Genomic DNA, 22499 nt, shown 5'->3' on the forward strand with positions numbered 1-22499 from the left:
AAACTATCTATAAATTTGAGCAATTAAAAACGATTAAGTTCAACCGTTAAGTTGTCACCATCACTCTGTAACTGAATCCAAGGAGAAGTAGAGCTAGAAGAAGATAAGCTAGGCACATTCCACACACTCAGTTGCTCTGCTGAACCGTGAGGCGCGTTGATGAATTCGACCAGCTGTTTATCCACCTTATCGAAACCAACACCTTCATTTCGAGCTTGTTCGAGTTGAGCTGTAACATCGAATTCATCTTCACCAATACGAATTGAACTGAGAGCAAAGCCATCTTGGCGAAGGTATGCCTGAAGCTTTGTGTAACTTAGGTCCGAATATGGCAGGTTTAAGCGAACTGTTTCAACGCTTGAGTCGCCCAGTTCCAGTTCCACATACACATCCAGATCGTAATATTGGGTTAAGTCACTGCATAACAGCGTATCTTCGATCTCACCACAATCCATCAACTCGATGTCGTTAATATAGTTTTGAGAATTCGGCTGACTTGGGCTGCTGTTAAATACTGTTCTTAGCCACCAGCTTTCGGTTGCTTGCGCTGAAAATGAAATAGCATTGAGGGACAGCATTAGAGGCAAGATTAGAACTTGAAAGATTTTCATCGACTGGGCTTATTTAGCGCTATATGAAGTGTCCATTATACGTGACCAAACGACAAACAACTGCTCGAGTCGCAAATTTTAGGCGAAAAAAAACGGGCATACATGCCCGCTAGATAATTTCATCACCGAATAACGTAATCCGTCACGTTGAGAACCATTACGAAAGAGAGAATATCACTCTCCCACAACAGTTACAAAATGACATACCCATTACTTGTAGCCACCTTCAATAGCAGGCTCTTCAAGCGACAATCTGACTTTGTTACGTTGAATAGCTTCTGGCGGCAAGCTGATGAAGCCGTATTGGTTCAAAACGACTTGATGATCTTGTGACAAGGTAAGCCCAACAAAGAACTCCTCTTGTTCCGTAAAGCCTTTGCGATGCGCTGGAATATTCAAGTACATGTAATAAACCGTTGCTAACGGGTAACGACCAGAGAGGATCGTTTCTTTGTTTAGGTCGTAGTTCACACCTAGGTTATCAACCACGCTCAACCATTTCACATCAGAGATCTGATCTGAGTAAACGGTGTAACCAATGGCGGCATCTTCGTCTTCAATCTTATTAATCAGATCAGGTAAATCCGCTAAGAACTGAGTATGGGCATATTCTCCTTCTGTTCCACATTCGACCCAACTTGAAAAGGTAGTATGGCCTTTCAGGTTGTGATCAATGGCAAAGGGCAACATATGAGTATCTAGGCTTTCACCGTTACGAATATCACTACTTGCTGACCATTTTGGATGTTTAGGATCGTTAGAACAACCAAACACATCAATTAATTCAGCGACGGTGATTGATGTCGCAGGGTTATTTTCATTGGCTAGAATCGCAATCACGTCAGCGGTAAACATCAGCTCTGTTGGCCTATAACCGTAACGCATATCAAACCTTGCCATCTCTTTGTCAGTCCACTTTTTGGAAGTGATACCAACACGCGAGCGCTGCATGATCATCTGTTCTGGGACGCTGTCACTCAACAAGATTTCTAAGTCGATCTCTTGGCTCTTAAGCAGATCTTCTACAAGCCCCTGCATATTCGGCTCAATCGCGACCAAACCAATGTCACTGGCATCATTCGCAAATGTCGATACAGAGAACAACGCAGGTACAGCAGCAAGCAGCAAGCCCGATTTATTAGCTAGACATTTCATTACTGGCCTCCTACTGGATCAATCGACGTTTTAGACTCAACATCGCTATTACTATCGAGCTGCATTTCTGAAGTGAAGATGTTCCAAGATGGGTTCACTTCCATGCTTTCTGTTTTAATCACCGCGATCGTTCTACGCTTACGCTTGTGAAGATGCTGAGTTAAGCTGGTTATCTGAGTAAACTCTTGTTCAAAGATTCGCTCACCATTGATGCCTCTATCAATCAATGCGTCTCGAATCACGCCCGTTCTTTTCTTGGCCAATGCTTTGTTATACACGTTTGTACCTTCAGCACTGGTATCTCCGACCAAGGTAACCGAAGCATCAGGCTGCTCTCCTAGTAAACGCACCAACTCATTTAATACAGCGGTATGATCAGGTTTAAGGTCATACTTATCAAAATCAAATGCCACACTTAATACTTCAACGTCTTCGACAATTTTCCAATTGGCACACCCTTTAATGTCTACCGTTACACCTTCTGGCGTATCGGCACATAGATCTCGCTGGTTAATCACACCATCTCGGTCATTATCCGCTAAGTCATCAATTTGGTGGCGTGTCATTGTCGTATCAGGCGTTTCTGCACATCCCATTAGCAAGATAGAGCTAAGTAGCGCTAGTTTAAAATATCTCATTACTTATTCTCCCCTTGCCACTCTTCTGGATGTTCAATCCTCAACGCATACGTCAACATACCCATCGCATTTAACACTCGATAAGCCGCTAACGTTTGATCATATTCAGTGCTGATGAAGTTTCTTCGAGCCAAAAACACTTCTACTTTTGCATCCAGTACATCAAGAAGGCTTCGTCTGCCAACATTGAATTGCTGGATATAGCCAAGCTCTGCAATTTTCGCTGCATCAACATTCTGTTGAAGTAAGGATTTTTGCTGCTCAAGCATTTTGTAAGCGTTCCAAGCCAGTTGTGTACCTTCTCGAACCTCACGCTCTGTTCGTAATCGGATCGCCCTTGCCTCTTCCACTCGCCAAGCTGACGATTCAACCCTGGAGTCGGTAGAGAAGCCATTAAACAGGTCATAATCCATCGTCAACATGATACGTGCATCTTCATCGACACCGCCTGGCGGGTTAGATACGTTGTCATTCTTATTGGCATGAAGCTCAAGTTTTAGTTCTGGGTAGTAATCCCCTTTCTCGCGGCGCATCTCTTTACGAGCCGCGTCGATATCAAGCAAAGAGGCTTTGATTTCAGGGTGATTCTCGACAGCTTGTTCAAGTGCGACCTGTGCTGAGCTTGGTAATAGAGCGTAATCAAACCGGGGGTAAACCAAGTTCACCGCAGGTTTGCCAACCAAGCGTAGATACTGAGTTTGCAAATCAAACAGGTTGTTCTGAGCGGCGATAAGTGAAGACTGCGCGGTCGCGACACGGGCGGAGATTTGAGCCAGATCCGAGTTGCTACTCAAGCCTTTGCTCTTTTTATCTTGGATATCTTGATAGATCTCTTGGTGCTCTTTTACATTACGCTTAGACAATTCAAGTAGCGTCTCTGCTTTTAGGATATCGAGGTAATTTCTCACCACATCTAACGATACGTTTTCAGCTCGCGAAATCAGAGTTAGACGCTCAGCTTCTGCTTCGAACGTCAGTCGATCGACATTCGATGTGGTTTTAAAACCATCAAATAGTAACTGGGATACTTTAACGCCAATTTCCGTTCTCGTTAGGCCTCTATCATCGCTATCGAGTTTGCTGCCACTGTTGTAGCGTGTCTCTTCATAGCCTGCTGCCGCGTACAAGTTCACTTGTGGCATATACAAACCACTCGCAGCGTCTCCGTCTCTGACCACCGATTGGTATCGGGAGTATTGCGCCAATATCTCTGGGCTATAGTCGATGGCAAAGGCCACGGACTCTTCTAATGAAGCTGCTTGAGACAGCCCACTCATTAGCAAGCAAGAAGAGAGTAAGAATTTTGAATGCATTACACTTCCTTTTATATTTATGCTTTAACCCACTTCATCGTTCACGAAGTGAGTTTTCCTTAGCTCGTAAAATAGGTTTTAACCAATAACTCAATACTGTTTTCTCTCCGGTTAATATATCGACCGCGACTTGCATCCCTGGGATAATGCTAAAGGCAGAGTTTTGTTGCTGGTCTTCGTTTAACTGAATATGGGCACGATAATAGGCGTTTCCGTCTTCCGTTTGTAAGGCGTCGGCACTCACGTAAATCACCTCGCCTTTAAGTCCGCCATAAATGACGAAATCATAGGCCGTGAATTTAACTGTCGCACCCAGCCCGTTATGAACAAACGCGATATCTTGCGGAGAGATTCTCGCTTCAACAATCAGGTCACTGTTTGATGGGATGATCTCAATGATTGGCTCGCCGGGACGAACTACACCACCAATGGTACGCACAAAGATCTCTTTGACTGTGCCATCAACGGGCGCAACAATTTCGGTACGCTTGAGTTGGTCGGCAATCGCCTGCTGGCTTTCGTTCAGCTGCGCTATCTTGCTCGCCACTTCATTCAACTGGCCTTGCACTTTGGTACGAAAATCTAAAGCGATACTTCGATGATCCGCTATCGACTCTGAGTAGGCAGCTATCTGCTTCTGCGCTGCTACTTTTGAGCTAGCAATATCACCTTTGAGTTTGACTACATCACGGTTGAGTTTAAGTAGCTCAACTTCCGCAACAGCACCGCTCGCTACCACGTCTTTCAGCATGTTGCGCTCACGAATCACAATCTCGAGGCTGCTTTCAAGAGTCTGGATATTATTAAACGTATCGACACGAGCTTGGTCTTGTTGCTCGATACGAAGTGCCGCCTCTTCCAGTTCAGACTTCAACTGTCCTAAACGTTCTCGGTAGTTCGCCTTGGCATTCATTAACGCAGGGTGGCTTGATACATCAACCGCAATATCTTGAGGCACCAAGACCACTCGCTCATACCACTCTTTCGCATCGTTATTTAAAACGACCGTCGACAGCTCAGCCTTTAATCTTAATTGCTGAGCAAGCAAGGTATCCGCTTGTTGAGCCGACTCTAAAAACGCCGCCTTAAAACGTGTGTCTTCTAACTTAGCTAGAGGTTGCCCCTTCACTACAGATTGGCCTTGTCGCACCATGATCTCTTGAACCAGTCCACCTTCTAAGCTCTGAATGGTTTGCACCGAAAGACTTGGAACGACTTTACCTTCACCGATCACGACTTCTTCTAATGTTGCCCACGTAGCCCAACCGATAATTGATACAATGAGTAGAGCACTCAACCAAATCAGCTTTCGAGAGCGGAATGCTAAGTGGTTGTTGGTCCATTGAATATCATTACTCATGACGACCTCCCTTCACCACAGATACCGTCTTAAACCGGCTCGTACCTTTAGGTACACTTTTCTTCTGTAAAGAGAGAATTTCTTTAGGTTCACCTTCTGCCACGATTTGACCTTTATCCAATACAATCACTCGATCACACATCATCAAGAATGAAGACTTATGGGAGCTGATTAGCATTGAGGTTTCTCTCGGCATACTTTGAAGTGCATTAAAGAACTGAATCTCGGCCTGATTATCTAGCGCGCTGGTGGGCTCATCCATGATCAATAACTTTGGACAACGATACAGAGCTCTCGCGATGGCAACGGCTTGACGCTGACCACCAGAAAGTAACCGACCACCCTCACCGACAGGTGTTTCAAGGCCATTGCTTAGGCGCCCCATGTAACCATTCAAACCCGACTGTTGAAGAGCTTGTCTTAGCTTTTCTTCATCAACGTTGGTCGCACCAAGCGTAACGTTGTCGTAAACACTGCCAAAAATAAGATTAGTGGTTTGCCCTACCCAACCCATGCCACTACGCAGAACGCTGGTTGGCCATAACTGCCCATCAATCTCTTGATAGAAGGCTTGCCCTGTTGTTGGCAAATACTGGCGCGCAACAATCGATAGTAGAGTTGTTTTACCCGCGCCTGCCGCACCGACAAGACCAACTCGCTCACCCGGTTTGATCTCTAGGGAAATCTCCTTTAATGCAGGGCTTTGAGTCTCTGGATAAGTAAACGTCACTTCATCTAACCTAACCCCACCATCAAAGTCTCCTTTGTCGATAACTTGGTGTTTGGACTCTTCCTGAGGTAGCTCCATAATCTGATTCAGCCCTTCAACGGCCGAACGTGTTTGCTGGAACCTCAGCAATAGAAGAGAAAGCTGGTTCACCGAACTTGCAGCGCGCCCACTCAACATCACAACGGCTATCAAACCCCCCATACTCAGCAAGCCTTCAGAGATCTGATACACGCCGAAGATGATCAGAGTGATGGTAACGATCTGCTGACTGGACTGAATAGAGTGCGTCACGATATTGGAGTAATGACGAGATTGAGTCTGCCATTGAGAGAGCGACGAAATCGTCTGTTCCCAACGCTTCTGGGTAATACCCTCAGCATTGTTTTGCTTGATATCCGGAAGGGTTGTTAAGCAATCAAACAGCTGGGCTTGTCTTTGTGTCGAGAGACGTGCGGTTTCATCGAATGTTTTCTCGACCTTGCCTTTCATCGCGATGCTCAGCACAATCAAAACAAGCATGATCGCGACAGGTATGAACATCATTGCGCCACCGAGCCAGCCGATAAGCAGTAGGAATAACAAAGTGAATGGCAGATCGACTAAAGTGACTAACGAGATAGAAGTGAAGAAATCTTTCACGCTATCGAAGTCTTGAAGCTGTCTGGCAAATGCGCCTACCGATTGAGGTCGATTTTCGAGCTTCATACCAAGGACTTTCGAGAACAGTTGAGAAGACAACTTGTTATCAATATAGCGCCCAGCCATGTCGGTCACAGAGCTTCGTGAGCTTCTCAACACCCAATCAAAAATAACGACAATACCAACGCCTGCCGCCAACACCCAAAGCGTGTTAAACGCTTGGTTTGGCACCACACGATCGTACACATTCATGGTAAAAAGAGGCACGACTAGCGCGAGCAAGTTGATCAAGAATGAAGCGATAAACAGGTCTCTGTACCAGGGTTTTACTTCCTTGACAACACGCCATAACCAACGGGTGTTGGACTTATTCTCGCTACGTTCATGGGATTGAACACGCGCATCATCAAGCGCTTGAGCACCCACTTGCCACACATACGATTCCACTTGAGCAACCAAGTCTTTTAACGATGTTTCTTGGCTTGAATTGGTTTCACAATCCAATACTTGAAAGTGGCCACCGGAGTCTTGAGTGACGACAAAGGGACTCCCTGTCGCAGAATTAACAGCAACAACGGGGAACTGACATTGAGTCAGTAATTCTTTTTTAACGTGGCTCAAAGTTAACCCCGATTTCTCAATGGCTCTTGGGAAAAGGGATTCATTGAGCCTTCCTTCATTTAAAGGTAGGCCAGACACTATTTTGGAAGGATGGCTGCGAACATTAAAATGCTCACATAACCATTCAACACAACCTAGCCAGCTGTCTTTTTGTTCTACCAATCTAAACTTCCTTTTATAGACTGTACATCCAACTTACAGCGTTAAATTATTGTCTTCTATCATTTTTTGTAAAATTTGTGCTTCTAATGCACTGCTACTGTCACCTTGATACAGATCGTCGTACGTGACATCAGCTAGCAAGATGTTTTGTTGAACGTCTTCGTCACCATTAGGTTTAATAGAAATGGTCACACCTTCACCAGATTCTTCTAAATCTAGATATTGTGTTGCCCCTAGCCCTGTATTAAGCCCTAGGCTTCCCAAAATACCCGAGAGGTCAATTGCATCAGTGTCTGGAGACGCATCAAAATCTTGAATCACATCGTAGCTTGGTGCTTCTGCACTCCCTAAGCCTGAAGATGCGAACACAAAATTGTCAGAGCCTGTACCGCCAATCAACAGATCGTTATCATCTGTCGCGGTAATCGTAGAATCCCCTTCAGCGACAAACTCAATCGATACGGTTTGGGGTAACCCGACCGCTTGGTTATTGCCTATCTCTGCAGACGGCTCTATCGTTAGGTCAAATTGATCACCACTGTTGTAGCCCCCGGTAATCGCTAGGTTAGGCACATCTGCCAAGTCCACCACATATTGACCATAGACCATAGAGCCGTGTGAGAACGTCAAACCTGCGGGAATATCATGAATTGTAATGAAGCCCACTTCTGAATCAGCAGGGTTTACAAGAGAAAGGTCTAAACCAAGAGGAATCGTGCCACTTGCTTCTGCCACGATCGAAGAATATTCAACGCTCAATAACGGTGCATCAGGCTCTGGTGTGATAATAAGCGTCATGTCTTGCGAGCTCGGGTCACCCGTGTCGACCACTAACTCACCGAGTACCGTATTTTGATCAACCGTTCGGCCGGTAATCGTAATATCGAGGTTACCAAACGCATCGCCTGCAAAGAATTCGAGCTCATCAACAGAACTTGCTTTAACGAGGATCGTCGCCTGTATGATGCCACCAACACTGGTGAAAGAACTGGTTTCTGATCCAATTCGAATTCGGTCTAACCCAACTAACCCTGATGGGTCCGAAGTTCCATTCACTGTTACCGTAATTGCTAAAAACTCATCACTGTTAGTTTCAAAGCTATTGGCATCAAGAGGAATCACGATGCCATCATCTTCACTTCCAGTGAGCTGTTCAGGTAAATCGAAGAACTCAACTTTGTCACCTATAGGGTTAACACCTACAGTGAATTCAGATTGTGTATAACGGATATCCGTCGTACCAATTTCTTGAGTAATCGCCTCTAGAGACAGATTAATGTCACCACTAAAGTCTCTTGGTGGCAGAATGACTAGATTAGATAACTGACTTGGATCTAACTGCCACTCATAGGTAGGGTTTCCATCGAAGGTACCGCCATCAGCACCATTGTTTGGAACCAACTCATAGTTGTCTCCGATTTTAATCGCGACAACTGCGCCTTCAGGAACTCCCTTCAACGAAAGCGACATGTTTTCAGAACCATCTTGGTCAATCAGCTCTGCGCTAAGTGATGACAATGAAATGTAGTTATCCTCGTCGCCGACTATATCCTCTGTCACCAAGTTCGCCGCATCAGCGACTGGCTCAACGGTGATCGTGACTACGGTCGTTTTATCTTGCGTATCCGTTTCTGTCACGCAATCCGCTTCATCGGTAATATTTGCTGTCACAGTGAGGGTAATTTCACCACTGTAATGCTCAGGTGGCGTAACTAACACATCACTCAAACGGCTAGGGTCTGTGACCGTCCAAGTCCCATCGCCATTATCAACTAACAACCCGGTGTCAGTTGGAGTTTCAGACAAGGTCGCTCCATTCGAAATGCTCACCGTTAGAGAGTTAACGGTTTCTTTACCGGTAGCGCTATTGCCTTCACCAGTGATTAATTGTCCATCTTCAACGCTATCACCAAGAACCAGTTCAAGGTTAAGGTCTGTCGCGATGTCTTCTTGAATGGTTGTGGAGTCGGCTTCAACCGTAATGTCATCGACCACAGGCAGAACTTGGATACTAATGGTTTGGGCCGTCGTCACCGTATCACCGCTACATGGTGAGGTCTCAATTGTCTCTATGGTGAAATCAATACACCCTGCAAAATCTTCATCCAAGCCCGTTAACGTTAGTTTCGAAAGTCCATCTGCAGTGATTGAATAACCGACGATCTCACCAGAAGCATCGTATTCAGCAATCACACCATCACCGGAGATCTCAACGCCTTCAGGAAGTGAATCGGCAGGAATATAGAAAGAGATTTCATTGTCTGGATCACTGCCAACATCGGTGTTTAGCAAGCCAGTGAGATCAATATCTTCCCCTTCAGGTGTTTTAATTTCGCCATCGGGTTGAATCGGGCTTGGTGGGCCAACAGGGTCACAAGAACCGCCACCGCCGTCATGACCAGTAATTTGCAGCGGGAAAGTCGCATCAATATATCTCGCATCTTCACCATCAATCACACGAGCACGAACCACAATATCCAGTACCGGAGTATCACTTGGGCTGGAAATCGTCGCATTATCTAAAATGTACGCTGCGAGCTCTTGGAAAGAGTCACTCGTTAGCCCATCCGCCGATATGATCCAATTCCCAGAGCTATCTTGCGCAGCACCATTAGGGTGCTCAACAATCAACGAATAGCCGTCGGGAATCTCGATCAAAATATAATCTAGGTACTCTGACCCATCGATATCCGCGTCGACGAACGTCACGGCGTTAGAGATATCAACAGGCGAGCCATCTGTACTCTGTAACAGCTCTGTAGAGCCTTCTAATCGAGTATCTAGCTCGACACGAGCATCGACAGTCACGTTAATGGATCCGGTAATATCTTTAATATCCGTTGCACCAGTTGGAGAGGTATCCGTGACTTCATAGGTGATAGGAATTGAGAATGTTCCGCTTAAATCTTCTGTCGCTGTAACAGAAAGCCTGCCGCTGCTTAGAAGATCCGAAAGCGTTGGCGTTGTTGAGTCCAGTAGAGTATCCAAATCTAAGCCTGAAGCTGGGACCTGAATAACACTCCCATCAAAATAAAGAGTGAGATCTGCAGGTAGGCTATCAATGACATATCCCGTCAAGGATTCGCTGCCATCAATATCCTGATTCACTGAAGGTTCAAGGTTCAGGCCGATTTGACTGTCTTCGATGCCTTGAGTACTGACCACTTGACCGTCTTCTTGATCAACGACCGGCGCTAGCTCTACTTTAAGTGTCATAGGAAACTCGCCCGAATCACCATCGGGCTCAGTTGAGATAGCAATAACGGTGAGTTCTAATTCACCACTAAAATCAAGAACTGGCTTGAGATACAGATCATCCAGTTGAGCGTTAGAGACTTGGAATACGGGCCCTGTCACATCATCAACATACGCAATCGTCAGCGATACTGGTTCACCCAACGCATCCACCAGCAAAGTGCCTTCAGGAATGTTAGTAAGCAGTATGTTGATCTCTTCTGAAACATCGTCATCCGTCGTTTGTATGAGGAAGTCGAGCTGTATTAACCCATCTTCATTCAAGACCGATTGGTTGCTGATGACTTTACTGTCACTGTCGTATTGCCAATGACCATTACCACCGTCTACCGCGATAGGTTCATCCACAACACCTTTCAAAAAGATATTGATGGTTTTTGTATCACTTGACGCTTGCCCATTGATAGGAATAAGTGAATCGATCGTCGACTCAGTCGCTATTGCTGTTACGTCTATTGACAGATCTTCAGTAAAGGAACTGATGTCTTCTTTAGGCTGAATATAAGCAACACCATTGGCGATAGCTTCGGCAGTGACTGAATAGGAATTATTGCCTATCTTTGCGGTACCATCACCTTCAACAGACCAGCCATCTTGAACTTGGATAATATAACTTAACGATTCAGAACCATCGGTGTCCGCCAAAGCGCCTTCAATAACGTCTTTGAGGTAAATAGCTTCATCCTCTAGTCCCTTGTAGTCTTTAACAGACACATGAGGAGTATCAGCATCAGGTGAAATATCGACAGTAACGGTATGTACAATACTTGCCGTTTTATCATCTGGGTCAGCGAATGAATTGCCAGACTCTGTTGCAACCGCAGTAATCTCAAACTCAAAGCGACCCGCTAGGTTGTCGTCAGCCCTGATTTCCATTTTATCAATCTGAGCCTGTGTGTAAGATTTCCCTTCTTTGACTGCGTTGCCATTTAACGTCAAATTCAAGCCGTCAGGAATCCCACTAATCTGGTAGCTCAATGTTTCTGACGTATCTTGATCCACCAGCTGAGCTGTTATGTCCAAACTGACTGGGTCTGAGTCATCTTCTACTGAATGATAGGAGAATACGGAAGCCGACCAATCCGGTGCATCAGCCACCGGTAAAACAGACACTGCAACATCAGCCGTCAGTTCTTTAGGATCCGTATCAGTGCTAATGATTGCGTTGATCGCTAGGATAACCGTTGAGGTGGTATTGGATTCATGAAGCGCGGGACGATAAGTCAACTGTCCATTAGGCCCAGTGAACTGACTATCAATCGCTGCCAATTGACTTCCAGACAAGGTGACCTTGCCGTCTACAACTTGAAGCAACACCCCATCAAGGTACAAGCTACCACCGTTTAGCGATGCTTCTGAGAACTCGATAGCAGTAACGGTTTCGCTTTGGTCGACATCGCCGGTTGCCACACTTACAACGATAATCGCGTCATTGTCTTCTGTGGTTTCAGAATCTTCATAACGAATAAAACCTTCGTTATCATCCAGAATAAGCTCAGCAGTACTGGTAACTTTATCACCGTCCGCATCTCGCACCAGATAATCGATGTCATCGACGATCTTAGGATCTGCAGGGTTTGTTGATACATTGGGATTTGTAGTCAGCTGGTAGCTACCATCTGAAGAAAGCGTAAACTGACCGTAAGTAGACCCACCATCATAATCATTAATTAGATTAATCGTGATAGGAGTTCCTGCGTTATCAAAGGTATAGGTAGTACCGCGATAGTCAAAACTTACAATGGTTGCGCCATCGGCACCTGCGAATTTTTCTGTTAGAAATTGTCCATTAAGGTCATCACCCTCAACCATTTCAATTGCCCCTGAACGCGCAACTGGGACAGCATCTGTTACGTTGACAGAATAAATTGCCGGATCAGAGCTATCGCCGTCCGCATCGTTGACCACCAGTTCAAAATTGAGGGCTAGATTATTCTCTCCATCAGCATTGGCGTGATCGAGAGGTGCATAAAGGTCGAACTCTGTTGTCCCATCAGTATTAAAACGAATCCTAAATATATTGTTTCCATCAGAATCTTGACCGTAATACCAACCATCAGAATCGACAGCTTGCAGTGAAATGTCTTTCCCTGCACTCGAATATGAAAGTGCATCAAACGCAGCGGTGTCGACCGTCACAGAGACAACATCATCGGAACCTTCGATTATTCCTAACGAAGGGCTAGAATCTTCAACACCAACCTGTTCGCTGTCTCCAAGCAGACCGTCTTCATCAACAGAAATGCTTCCGATAACAGTAATTTTAGGGTTTGCACCATCGTAAATCTTAATATCAGATTCTTGTGTATCTCGTGAACCGTCTGAATCGATGGTGACGATTGAGGCTGGAATCGACAGCTCTGTGTCCTTCACACCGGTTCCGTGGTCTATTGACTGGTACAAATCAATCTCAACCGTGACATTCGTGGAACCATTGGCTTCTAAGCTAAAATCTTCAGGAAGTCTCACTTGGAAAACAGCATCGCCATTCGACAATACCGCATCAAACGTTCCATCCCCATTATCTCGCCAAGACAATGCTTCACCATTACGTGTCACCGCCTCACCGTCACTATCAAGAACGGCTTGGCCAGTTGTCACATCTAACCCCAAGAACACGAGTGGATCGTTGCCCGCACTCACGGCTAAGCTTGCACTCGCTGTTGTTCCAACACCAGACGGGGTTGTATCAGCAACAGGGTTTTCACTCAACTCGACCATGCCAGAGCCAATCGTAGGCTCCCCACCATCCGTAATCGAGACGTTCAAGGTTAATTGAGTTTCATCGTTGTCATCATCTTTTGCTGTGATGACAAAAGGAATTTGGTCGGTTCCATTCGTTTGGTCGAGGCCCTTGAATAGTTCAAAGGTGTAAGTGACATCAGTATCGGTCTCACCTGACAGAGAGGTAAAGCTCAAGGTGAACGCTTTATTTTCAGCACTTTCAGAGCCAACATAACCAGTAAGTTCATTTCCGTCTGCAGAGACCACATAGATGATCTGTACACCCCCACTAAACAACTGCGGCTGATCTCCAACATCAAAAAATACAGACTCAACAAAGTCACTTCCGACGTTGAGATTGAAAGTGCCAGTATCTGAAACACTGCCGTGAATAAGATCTGATTCGTCCACAGCAGCATTGCTAGTTGAAGTTAATATTGGGTCGGCTCCATCCTGGATGATCCAGTCGAATTGCCCTTGTTTTAAAGAAGTGCCATCTAAATCCGTTCCATCAATAATAAGTGGCAGGGTGATGGAGTCGTTGCTGAACAGGTGGTTGATAGGCTGTTCTAACACTAATGTGACATCTGCTAGAACATCGATACCACTAGCGACTGCACTCAACGTTAGCGTGAATATCGTTTCACCATTTGCTTGTGCGGTAATCGTTTTACCATCATTCGCTAACGTGTAGGTTAGAGGAAAGTTCTCATCTCCGGTCGTCAAGCCCAAGGCGTCTAACTGCACCAGAGTATTAGCATTAAATACAATAGAAGCGGGATCTGGATTATCTGATCCAGCGGAAACGGTAAACTGGCCGACTACAGTTTGAATTCCATCAGACACATCACCTTCAGAGCTGGTCGTTGTCCCATCAACAACTAGCCCTGCATCACCATCAAAAATATCAATGACCGCAGTGCCGTTTCCGAAATCATTACTGATGTCGCCAGCAACATAGTTGAAGGTGATGTTCTGATCAACTGTGTGGTCCAAATTCCTGTTGGCGACGAACGTCCAGTGGCCATTCGCAAATACGGTCAAGGTGCCTTCGCTAGTAGCAAATGAAACCGGAGAGCCACCAACAATCGTCTTGGTCGTACCATCAACTTCAACACTTTTTATCGTAAGTTGAGTATCCAAATCGATGTCGTTATTCAACACGTTCCCTGACGCAATCTCACCCTCGATCATTTGATAAGACTCATCAAAAACCAGAGGTTCAGAATCTTTGATGACAATAGGTAAACGTCCTATCACTAACTCCGTTGTACCATCAGCATCGGTTTGCAAACCTTCGATGAGCAGAGCCGTCAGAATTGAATCTAACCCAGCTTCCTGATCAATCGCCTTATAAAAATTGATATTTACGTTGCTGCCGGAAATTGACGCATCGAATACTTTTTGCCCATCGCTTCGTGTGCCAATTAGGCTTTGTTTATCAGCCGATACAGCAACGGTTATCGATAGGGTTTGAGAAGTTAGTGACTCTGCGATGCTTTGATCATCGCTAAAAGAGAAGTCCGCATAATCGATGCGAATATCAGAGGTCTGAGTTTGATTTCCAAAAATCCCGACAACAGTTTCTGAGAACACAACCGACTCGGGCAGTATAATGCTTGGCATATCATCGATAGCTTGATTGCCTACCGTATTGAAAACTTTGGCATCAACCGTCCATTCTGACGCCAAGTTTAGGGACGAGACATCTATATTTTCAACAACCCAATTACCTGATGCATCAACAACACCCTCAAACACAAGAGTCTGAGAGCCATCATTAACTTCAATATAAACAGGAAGACCTTCGGCAACATTGGTTGTGCCTTGCATGGTTGTAAGTTGGCCGCCACGAAATGCCAAAATACTAAAACCGTCTAGCGTATCAATGTCTATAACAGGCGAAACAGTATCAATAACAATTTGCCCTGCGCTATTTATTGCAGAAGCAGGGTTACCGGCAACGTCAACAGTGTCAGCCTCAATTTGAATGCCACCATCGGAAAAGCTGGTTAGATCCACGCCTTCAACTGACCAAGCACCATCAATCACAGTTGCCGTCAGAACAATGACATTCGTTGTGCTGTCAGAAATACGAATATTGACCGTTTGGCCATCTTCTACGTTCTGTACCGTACCAAAGAATTTAGCCGACTGAATTTCGAAGCTATTGAGGACACCGTCGCCACCATCATCAACCGCAGCGGTGATGTCCGCTAGCGTATCTTTCACGATCGTGTCGGTCGCTGTTGTAGGGTTTCCAGCAATATCGATAGTATTGGCAACAACGGTTAGCTCACCTTCTGCAAAGCTTGAGTAGTCTTGAAGAGTCAGAGTCCAAGTTCCGCCGGATACTTCCGTTGTGTATTCTTGTATCGTTCTTTGGCTATCGGTAATTGAAATGTTGATGGTTTGCCCATCTTCTACATTGGCAATCGTACCAACTAGCACCCCATTCGATATTTCAAATTGATTGTAAAACTCATCACCAAAGCCATCGAAGTCAACCTCAATGTTGGCTAATGTGTCTTTGATTGTGGAATCGTTAGCTGCAATGCTATTGCCAAAATCATCAGCAATGACAGCATCGACTTGAAGATCCCCCTCCTCCAATGAAGAGAGGTCGACGCCATTGACGACATACGTTTCATCGCTTGTGATGGCTGTGGTGGTTACTGTGTTTCCGTTAACATCAGTGATGGTCAGAACAACGGTACGCCCGTCTCGAACATCCACTGCCGTGCCCGTAATCGTGACACTTGGTACTTCAAACTGATTTTCGTAACCGTCTCCACCATCCAAAATATCAACGGTTAATAGTGCACTAGGTAACAGAATATCAAGGTTACCCTCATTCGAGGTTGTATCTTCGTCGGCATATTCTGCAGGACGCGTATCAAAACCCGCCTCAGCGAGCGTTTCATCTAAGGTGGAACGAACATAAGCAATAAAAGAGGCGCTGGAACTAGGTTGATCATTTACTGAGTTAGGCTGTTGAGGTGCGCTTTCAATGTTGTTGACGAGTTCGGTGACCACCTTTTCCAACTGTTGTTCAACTGCGGCGATTTGTGGTTCGGTTAGGGGCTGAGCCTCTTGTAAATTCTGAGGTTCAATGCTGACGACTTGCACGCCTTCAACTTTTGGCTGCGTAGCAGGTAATTGAAGCCAAGTCCCATCAGGGAATACTTGCCACACAACACCACCAACTTCGATATATAAAATAGGATCCATCCTAAACCTCTTCCTTACAAAAACGCTGACCTTGAGAACATCAATTTACTCAATAAAAAACCGGAGAAATCAGCACACTCTCTTTAGTTAATACTAGCAAACAACAAACCATTAACAGTTAACAGTTAATTATCACTAATACGCTGTAAAGTAAACCGATAGGCTGTGACTGCATTCAGTTATATCTATCGTCACAAAATACATTCAATGAATGTGTCATAATGTTGAAATTACTGGTTAAATTTCAAGGAATGTCATGACTGCAACGAACTATCTCAACCAATTGAATCAAAAGTATCTTGCGACTCATAAAGCGAAAGAAGACTTCTTTTGGGATACATATATGGGTATCAGTGACGACCACGATGGTTCGACACTCGCACAGACTCAGTGGACGGAATTTCTAAGCTCTGCCGAACAGATTACTGCTATCGAAACGCAACTCGCTGCTATTGATGAAATTCAAGATCCTCTCGAAAAAGAGAGTACGCTGACAGGCTTGAATGGTTGGTTGGCGACCTTTAGATCTCACGCTATTGAGTCTGAGCAGTCACAGAAGCTTAAATCCGATCTCATAAAGTTTGAGGCTGAACTGTTTGAGAAAAAACAGAATCATGTAATGACTTACGTAAATGAAACAGGTGATGAAACAGAAGGATCGCTGCCCGTTTTAGGTTCAGCCGTTAGAAGTAATGGTAATGAACAAGTTAGGCTTTCTGCACATCAAGCATTATTAGATTTAGAGCAATGGCTGCTGGTTAACGGCTTTATTGAGCTGATCAAAAAACGTAACCAATTTGCTCAATCACTGGGGTTTAAAACCTTCTTTGATTACTCGGTGGTAAAAACCGAACAGATGACGACAGAACAACTGTTTACGATTCTGGATGACTTCGAAGCACGCACGCGTGATAGCCATCAACAAAGCCTAGCGAACTTAGCTAAGCAGAAAGGCAAAAGTGCACTCGAAGCTCATAACTTCACCTACTCTTTCGCTGGTGATGTTATGAATGACCTTGACCCGTATGTTCCGTTCTCAAAATCATTAAGACGCTGGATAGAGTCTTTTGGTCGCCTCAACATTGAATACTCTCAAGCGACATTGAAACTCGATTTACTTGATCGCAAAGGAAAATACCCTAATGGCTTCTGCCATGGCCCTATCCCTTCTTTCTATGACCAAGATGCTTGGGTTGCGGCCCAAGTTAATTTCACTAGCAACGCTAAGCCCGATCAAATAGGCAGTGGCTATGATGGGATTAACACACTATTTCACGAAGGTGGTCACGCGGCGCATTTTGCTAATGTAAAAATGAACGCCCCTTGTTTCTCTCAAGAGTTTGCGCCGACTTCGATGGCTTATGCTGAAACACAATCCATGTTCTGCGACAGCTTGTTAAATGACGCTGACTGGCTAAAACAGTACGCTCTAAATGCGGACGGGCAACCTGTGCCAGATGATCTAATTAAAGCCATCATCGACAATAAACAGCCCTTCCGAGCTTACCAAGAACGCAGCATTCTTGTGGTTCCATATTTCGAGCGAGCCCTGTACGAATTAGCTGATGAAGACCTCACGCCTGAAAAAATCACGGCACTTGCTCGTAGCAGTGAAAAGGCAATTCTTGGATTGTCTTGCAGCCCTCGTCCACTGATGGCGATCCCTCACTTATTGTCTGATGAAGCATCTTGCTCATACCAAGGTTATCTATTGGCTCATATGGCGGTGTATCAAACACGAGCTTATTTCACCGACAAGTTTGGTTACTTAACAGATAACCCAGAGATCGGGCCTTTGTTGGCGAAACACTATTGGCATAAAGGCAATAGCGTGAACCATAACGGTACAATCGAAAGCCTGACTGGGGAAGGTTTTAATGCCAAATATCTCGCTGACGAGTGTAACTTATCGCCAGAGGAGGCTTGGGCGATTGAGGAGCAAAAAATCAAACAGCTGTCGACAAGAGAACGTGCACCAGTCGCGGATTTGAATGCGAAGGTATCGATCGTTGATGGAGCAACTGAATTAGCGAATAATGCAAAGTCGAATGACCAAATGTGTGATGATTTTGAGCACTTTATTATTGAGCAATACGGTCGATAGATTGAGTTTTAATGCTAATGAAAAAGGCAAAAATGAGTAGTGACATAACTCATTTTTGCCCCAAAACCTGTTAGATCAAATACACTACACAATTCTGAGAGCGTGCGTTTTCCCTACAAAACCTAATATTAAGCTTGAATGTCGTTCGAGTTGTCGGAGGACAATATAGTTTGTTGGATTCCAATAAAGTCTGATCATTTTCAATAAAAGTTATCACTTTTCCTCTGCTATTTCATTCCGCAGAGGTTATATGAACCGACGATAGCAAACACGCTTTTACCTACTATGAGTTTTACTTGATTACGTTCTCAATGTAAGAACAAACTATTTCGTGTGCTTTTGCTAGTATTGATCTAACCGATCAGTTCATAATTCATTTACTTACAATTAATTACCTACTAAATCTGACTTATTGCGCTCATATTTAAGATCATGAGCGCTGTCAAAATTAGGCAACCCGTTAGCACGTTTTTATGAGTACTCGATGACTAGGATTGGTCATCGAGTACTTAAGACCGTTAATTATATGAGTCATGCTTGTAACGAAGCGTCATATACTTATCTTCGTATGAAAGGTTAACGGAAATGTCAGTTTGTTGAGATCTGAAATCAACACTCCTTGTTCGGTATTTGTTATACGGAATGTCCATTCCGGTCTCTTTGTAGTTTTTTCTTGCAACAAAATTTCGAACATCTTGGAAGACGGACTCACTTTGGGTTTTAAACGAGGTCTCGATTAAAACCAATTTATCTTCACACTTGCCTTCCCCATATTCTAGGAAAGCAAATCTAACTTTATCGATTTTTGGAAGGGAGAGGTTATTACCCTTTATGTACCTCTGCTCTTTGATAAAAATCGGATTTTTGCCATTGTTATTAAAGCTGTAAAAAGGAGAACTAGATGATAAATAATCTCTCGAGTTTGTTAGCTCACAGCTACTGCTTATTCCCATCTTTAGTCCGTAAAGCTCAACTGGTTTTTTGTTGGTGCACAGTTTTAAGTTATCAGGGTTACCTGAGCAAAACACAAAACGGTCAGACTTAAGAGCGTCAATGAAATCAGCTTTAGCACCACTCTTTATACTTTCAGAAATATCCGATACTTGAGTGCTAAGATTGTCCTTTGCATTAAATGATATGAATGGATAGCTTTTCCTGCTTAAGCTGTAGAAATCAACCTCCGATTCTAGTTCTAAGTCAGGGTTGGCATCGCTCACAAGGCGATAAATTTGTCTGTATTTTGTTGCGAGTTGATGTAGTTCTTGCATTTCAGGCGTGTATATTTCTAACGCCTTTTTGTATTCAAGTTGCAGTTGCCTTGGTAAGTTACCAAGATTTACAACTTTATCCTCATCAGTGAAGTTATATTGAAACGCATAAATTCCGTCAGTATCGTCTCGGAGCACTCTTAACTTAATTTTCCAGCCATCATCACTGTAAAGATCATAGTAATAATTTCGAGCAGTATTGATGCTTGGGTATTGTTGAGCAACATTAAAGGCAGCAAGGGAAAGAGCGCTATTCACAAGGTAATTGTCGTAACTATCTCCAATTACAGGCTTGAAGCTGCGGTCGATCACTACAGGTTCAGATGGAACAGTTGAACTAGAAGATGTGACGGATGATGAGCATCCTGATAACGCCAATAGCAACGTAATTGCTATTTGTTTTTTTATGATGGAGAGTGACATGATGATGTTTCCGATTTGATTAATTACCCATAACTTGCGCAATGGTCTTTCCAACCGTTGTGAAATGAATATCCACTTAACATCTAGTGTTGAGAGCGCAGGTATTGGTTGATCCATTTAGAAATTTGATTGAGATTATTATGTAACCTGGTTTTTATGTCTACAGAATTAGTCACAATTCGATAATAAACAGAACCCATTAAATCGTTAATTTATAAGTGGTTATAAGTCTACTAGCAGTTAACAGCGAGAATTGGATGCCAAGGCACTGTGAACTTTTTACCTGGAACGAGTATTTATTGAAGGGCGCCACCTCTAACGGTAGGTTGTATGAGCAGTACTACCGATAGCGGATATAAAGTTAACGATTTGTCGTCCTTTAATTTATTCATGAATTGCTAATTTAGCAAAATCACTGACTCAGAAATGTCCATCAGCGTGCTGGCGAGACCTAGCTAGAACAGGTTTGCCCCTTTTCTTTTCAGCGCGAAAGTTTACTCACAATCTGTGATTCTACGTTTGCCTTACCTTTAGTTATCCGAAGGAGTGTCGAAGTAAGCTTTTTAAGAATTATGCGTCATTTTGCAATTAAATGCCCAATATCTATCGATAACCCATTGATTATATGTTTTAACTATGATTTAAAGGGCTACATGATAGGAGTATGAAAAGCGGCTAAAAGCCGTATAAAAAGCGTTATGTCACAAGAGGAAATAATAAAGTATGTTGGCTAAAAATCTTATTATCTCAGCAATGGAAGATACTGATACCTTCTTCTATGATGAAGTTGAGCTTACTATGAAGTATGAATTAGATTGTAGTGACCTAGGAATAGCAGCTGTTCGTAGTGATGGCAATCAAGCGCGAATATACTTTTCTAATGATTTATGTAATTTTGAAATTGATAACGTAGAACGGCTTCTGTTCGTTTTATTTATCGTTTCACATGAAATCGCACATTTTATTAGCTTTCACCACATGCATAATGACAAAGAAAAATTAGATAGTGTATCTATTGAATCTCGTGCTGATTTTTTTGGCGCACAAATAGCTTTAACACTGATGACTTTTGGTAAAAGTATCCATGGTTTACTGAAAAAATATAATCTAAATAATGAAATAGAACCTAAAACTATAATCAATGCTATTTTTTCTCTAAATGATCAAGTGCTTGTTAATAATACAAGTTTACGTTACCCGACAAGCCAATATCGAGTGCTCTCAATGTTAGCAGCGTGTATAGCTTTCTTTTCAGTGTACTCAACTGAGAATGAACAAAAGTTTGATATATGGTTCCTTGCAGAGTTAAGCAAAAGTGAAAATCTAGCGAGACTTCCGTTGATTGATGATCATGAAGATACAATAAATACTATTAGTTTGCGTTTAGAAGAGATTCATAAAAAACTTCAGTGGGGAAATCCAGTTAGTGTTGGAGGTATAAAATTTGAATATGCACCATATCTGACAACCAATTACATACTACCCGATGAATTTATCTCTAAACAAAAAAAATATGGTAAAGAGCGATTTTCCCAGCTTTTTAATGAGGCATTCGGTATTAACTTCGAGAAGTGACATACAAGTTGTTCAACAGGGACAAAAAACGCGTGCTATTTTCCGCTTCGCTACAAAGTATGGCACACTAAGTTTTTTAGGCGTTAGGTGAATAAGGAAAGTTCGTGAAAGGTACGGGATATAAAATTCTAAGTAAACTTGAAAAATCGGGTGAGTTAACATTAGCTGAAATAGCCGAGTTAATTCCCAAAACGCATAATGATCATAAGGATTTTTATGTGTTTGCATCTCTTGTTTCTAGTGGGCTGGTCGACGATTTTTATCAAGTGAATGAAAACGGCAGTAAAACTATGCAAAAAGAACAGATTTTGGCTAGGAAGTTCTTCGCCTGTAGCACTGCTACGACTAAAGCTGAGTATGAAAACCTTAGTTGGTCGGCTCCCAGTTCTTCTTTGAAAGACCAACCATTTGCACTGTCGGGCAAAGGAAGTTTGTTGTTGTCAGAGGCTCGCACCAAAAGAAGTGACCGTATTTTTACTCTAATTTCAGGTATGTTGGTAGGAACCTTGGTCGCTTTAATTGGAGCATTTGTTCGCAGTAGCTTTGGGTAATCGCCATACAAGCGTTTAAGGTTTAAAGATACTTTATCTAATCTTAGATAAATGCGTTAGAGTCATTAATCTAACGCATTTATGTCCAATAGTTACTTAGGACAAACCAACATACTACAATAGGAAATTTTTCCGGCTT

The 22499-nt window shown here is 43.6% G+C and carries 11 protein-coding genes; 3 read left to right on the top strand and 8 right to left on the bottom strand.

Translation table 11 applies throughout. The features are described 5' to 3' along the window. Positions 1-23: 23 nt before the first annotated feature. The 7 genes from AB4482_RS19650 to AB4482_RS19680 all read right to left on the bottom strand — a co-directional run bounded on the left by AB4482_RS19650 (position 24) and on the right by AB4482_RS19680 (position 16439). Positions 24-611 (bottom strand): hypothetical protein, encoded by a 588-nt coding sequence (locus tag AB4482_RS19650; RefSeq protein WP_102321359.1) that lies wholly within the window; start codon positions 609-611, stop codon positions 24-26. Between the two features lie 210 nt (positions 612-821). Then, on the bottom strand, positions 822-1766 hold the full coding sequence (locus AB4482_RS19655) for a PstS family phosphate ABC transporter substrate-binding protein (protein ID WP_017059474.1): 945 nt from the start codon (positions 1764-1766) through the stop codon (positions 822-824). After that, entirely contained in the window at positions 1766-2404 is a 639-nt protein-coding gene (locus AB4482_RS19660) for an OmpA family protein (protein ID WP_017059473.1), read from the bottom strand. The genes AB4482_RS19655 and AB4482_RS19660 overlap by 1 nt, the downstream gene beginning before the upstream one ends. Beyond that, positions 2404-3717, bottom strand: a complete 1314-nt coding sequence (locus AB4482_RS19665; RefSeq protein ID WP_102321358.1) for a TolC family outer membrane protein — start codon at positions 3715-3717, stop codon at positions 2404-2406. The genes AB4482_RS19660 and AB4482_RS19665 overlap by 1 nt, the downstream gene beginning before the upstream one ends. Before the next feature lie 34 nt (positions 3718-3751). Continuing rightward, the gene (locus AB4482_RS19670) at positions 3752-5077 is read right to left on the bottom strand and encodes an HlyD family type I secretion periplasmic adaptor subunit (RefSeq protein ID WP_017059471.1); all 1326 of its coding nucleotides are present in this window, start codon (positions 5075-5077) and stop codon (positions 3752-3754) included. Continuing rightward, positions 5070-7229, bottom strand: coding sequence for a type I secretion system permease/ATPase (locus AB4482_RS19675; protein WP_372181467.1), 2160 nt, complete (start codon positions 7227-7229; stop codon positions 5070-5072). The genes AB4482_RS19670 and AB4482_RS19675 overlap by 8 nt, the downstream gene beginning before the upstream one ends. A gap of 33 nt (positions 7230-7262) precedes the next feature. Further along, positions 7263-16439 carry an RTX toxin gene (locus tag AB4482_RS19680; protein ID WP_372181469.1) on the bottom strand — a complete coding sequence of 3059 codons (9177 nt, stop codon included), beginning with the start codon at positions 16437-16439 and terminating at the stop codon, positions 7263-7265. Positions 16440-16695: 256 nt separating this feature from the next. Between AB4482_RS19680 and AB4482_RS19685 the strand changes: the two genes are divergently transcribed. Next, on the top strand, positions 16696-18543 hold the full coding sequence (locus tag AB4482_RS19685) for a M3 family metallopeptidase (RefSeq protein ID WP_372147763.1): 1848 nt from the start codon (positions 16696-16698) through the stop codon (positions 18541-18543). 518 nt (positions 18544-19061) lie between these two features. Here the strand turns inward: AB4482_RS19685 and AB4482_RS19690 are convergent. After that, positions 19062-20351, bottom strand: coding sequence for a hypothetical protein (locus tag AB4482_RS19690; protein ID WP_372181470.1), 1290 nt, complete (start codon positions 20349-20351; stop codon positions 19062-19064). Between the two features lie 606 nt (positions 20352-20957). Between AB4482_RS19690 and AB4482_RS19695 the strand changes: the two genes are divergently transcribed. Together AB4482_RS19695 and AB4482_RS19700 are read left to right on the top strand one after the other, a co-directional pair. Continuing rightward, a complete protein-coding gene (locus tag AB4482_RS19695; RefSeq protein ID WP_372159049.1) occupies positions 20958-21809 on the top strand; it encodes a hypothetical protein in 852 nt (283 codons plus the stop codon). A 104-nt stretch (positions 21810-21913) separates the two neighbouring features. Further along, positions 21914-22360 carry a hypothetical protein gene (locus AB4482_RS19700; protein WP_372159047.1) on the top strand — a complete coding sequence of 149 codons (447 nt, stop codon included), beginning with the start codon at positions 21914-21916 and terminating at the stop codon, positions 22358-22360. Positions 22361-22499: the final 139 nt, after the last annotated feature.

Origin of the sequence: Vibrio sp. 10N.222.55.C7 (assembly GCF_041473335.1) — a bacterium.
In the GTDB taxonomy this organism is placed as follows: domain Bacteria; phylum Pseudomonadota; class Gammaproteobacteria; order Enterobacterales; family Vibrionaceae; genus Vibrio; species Vibrio crassostreae_C.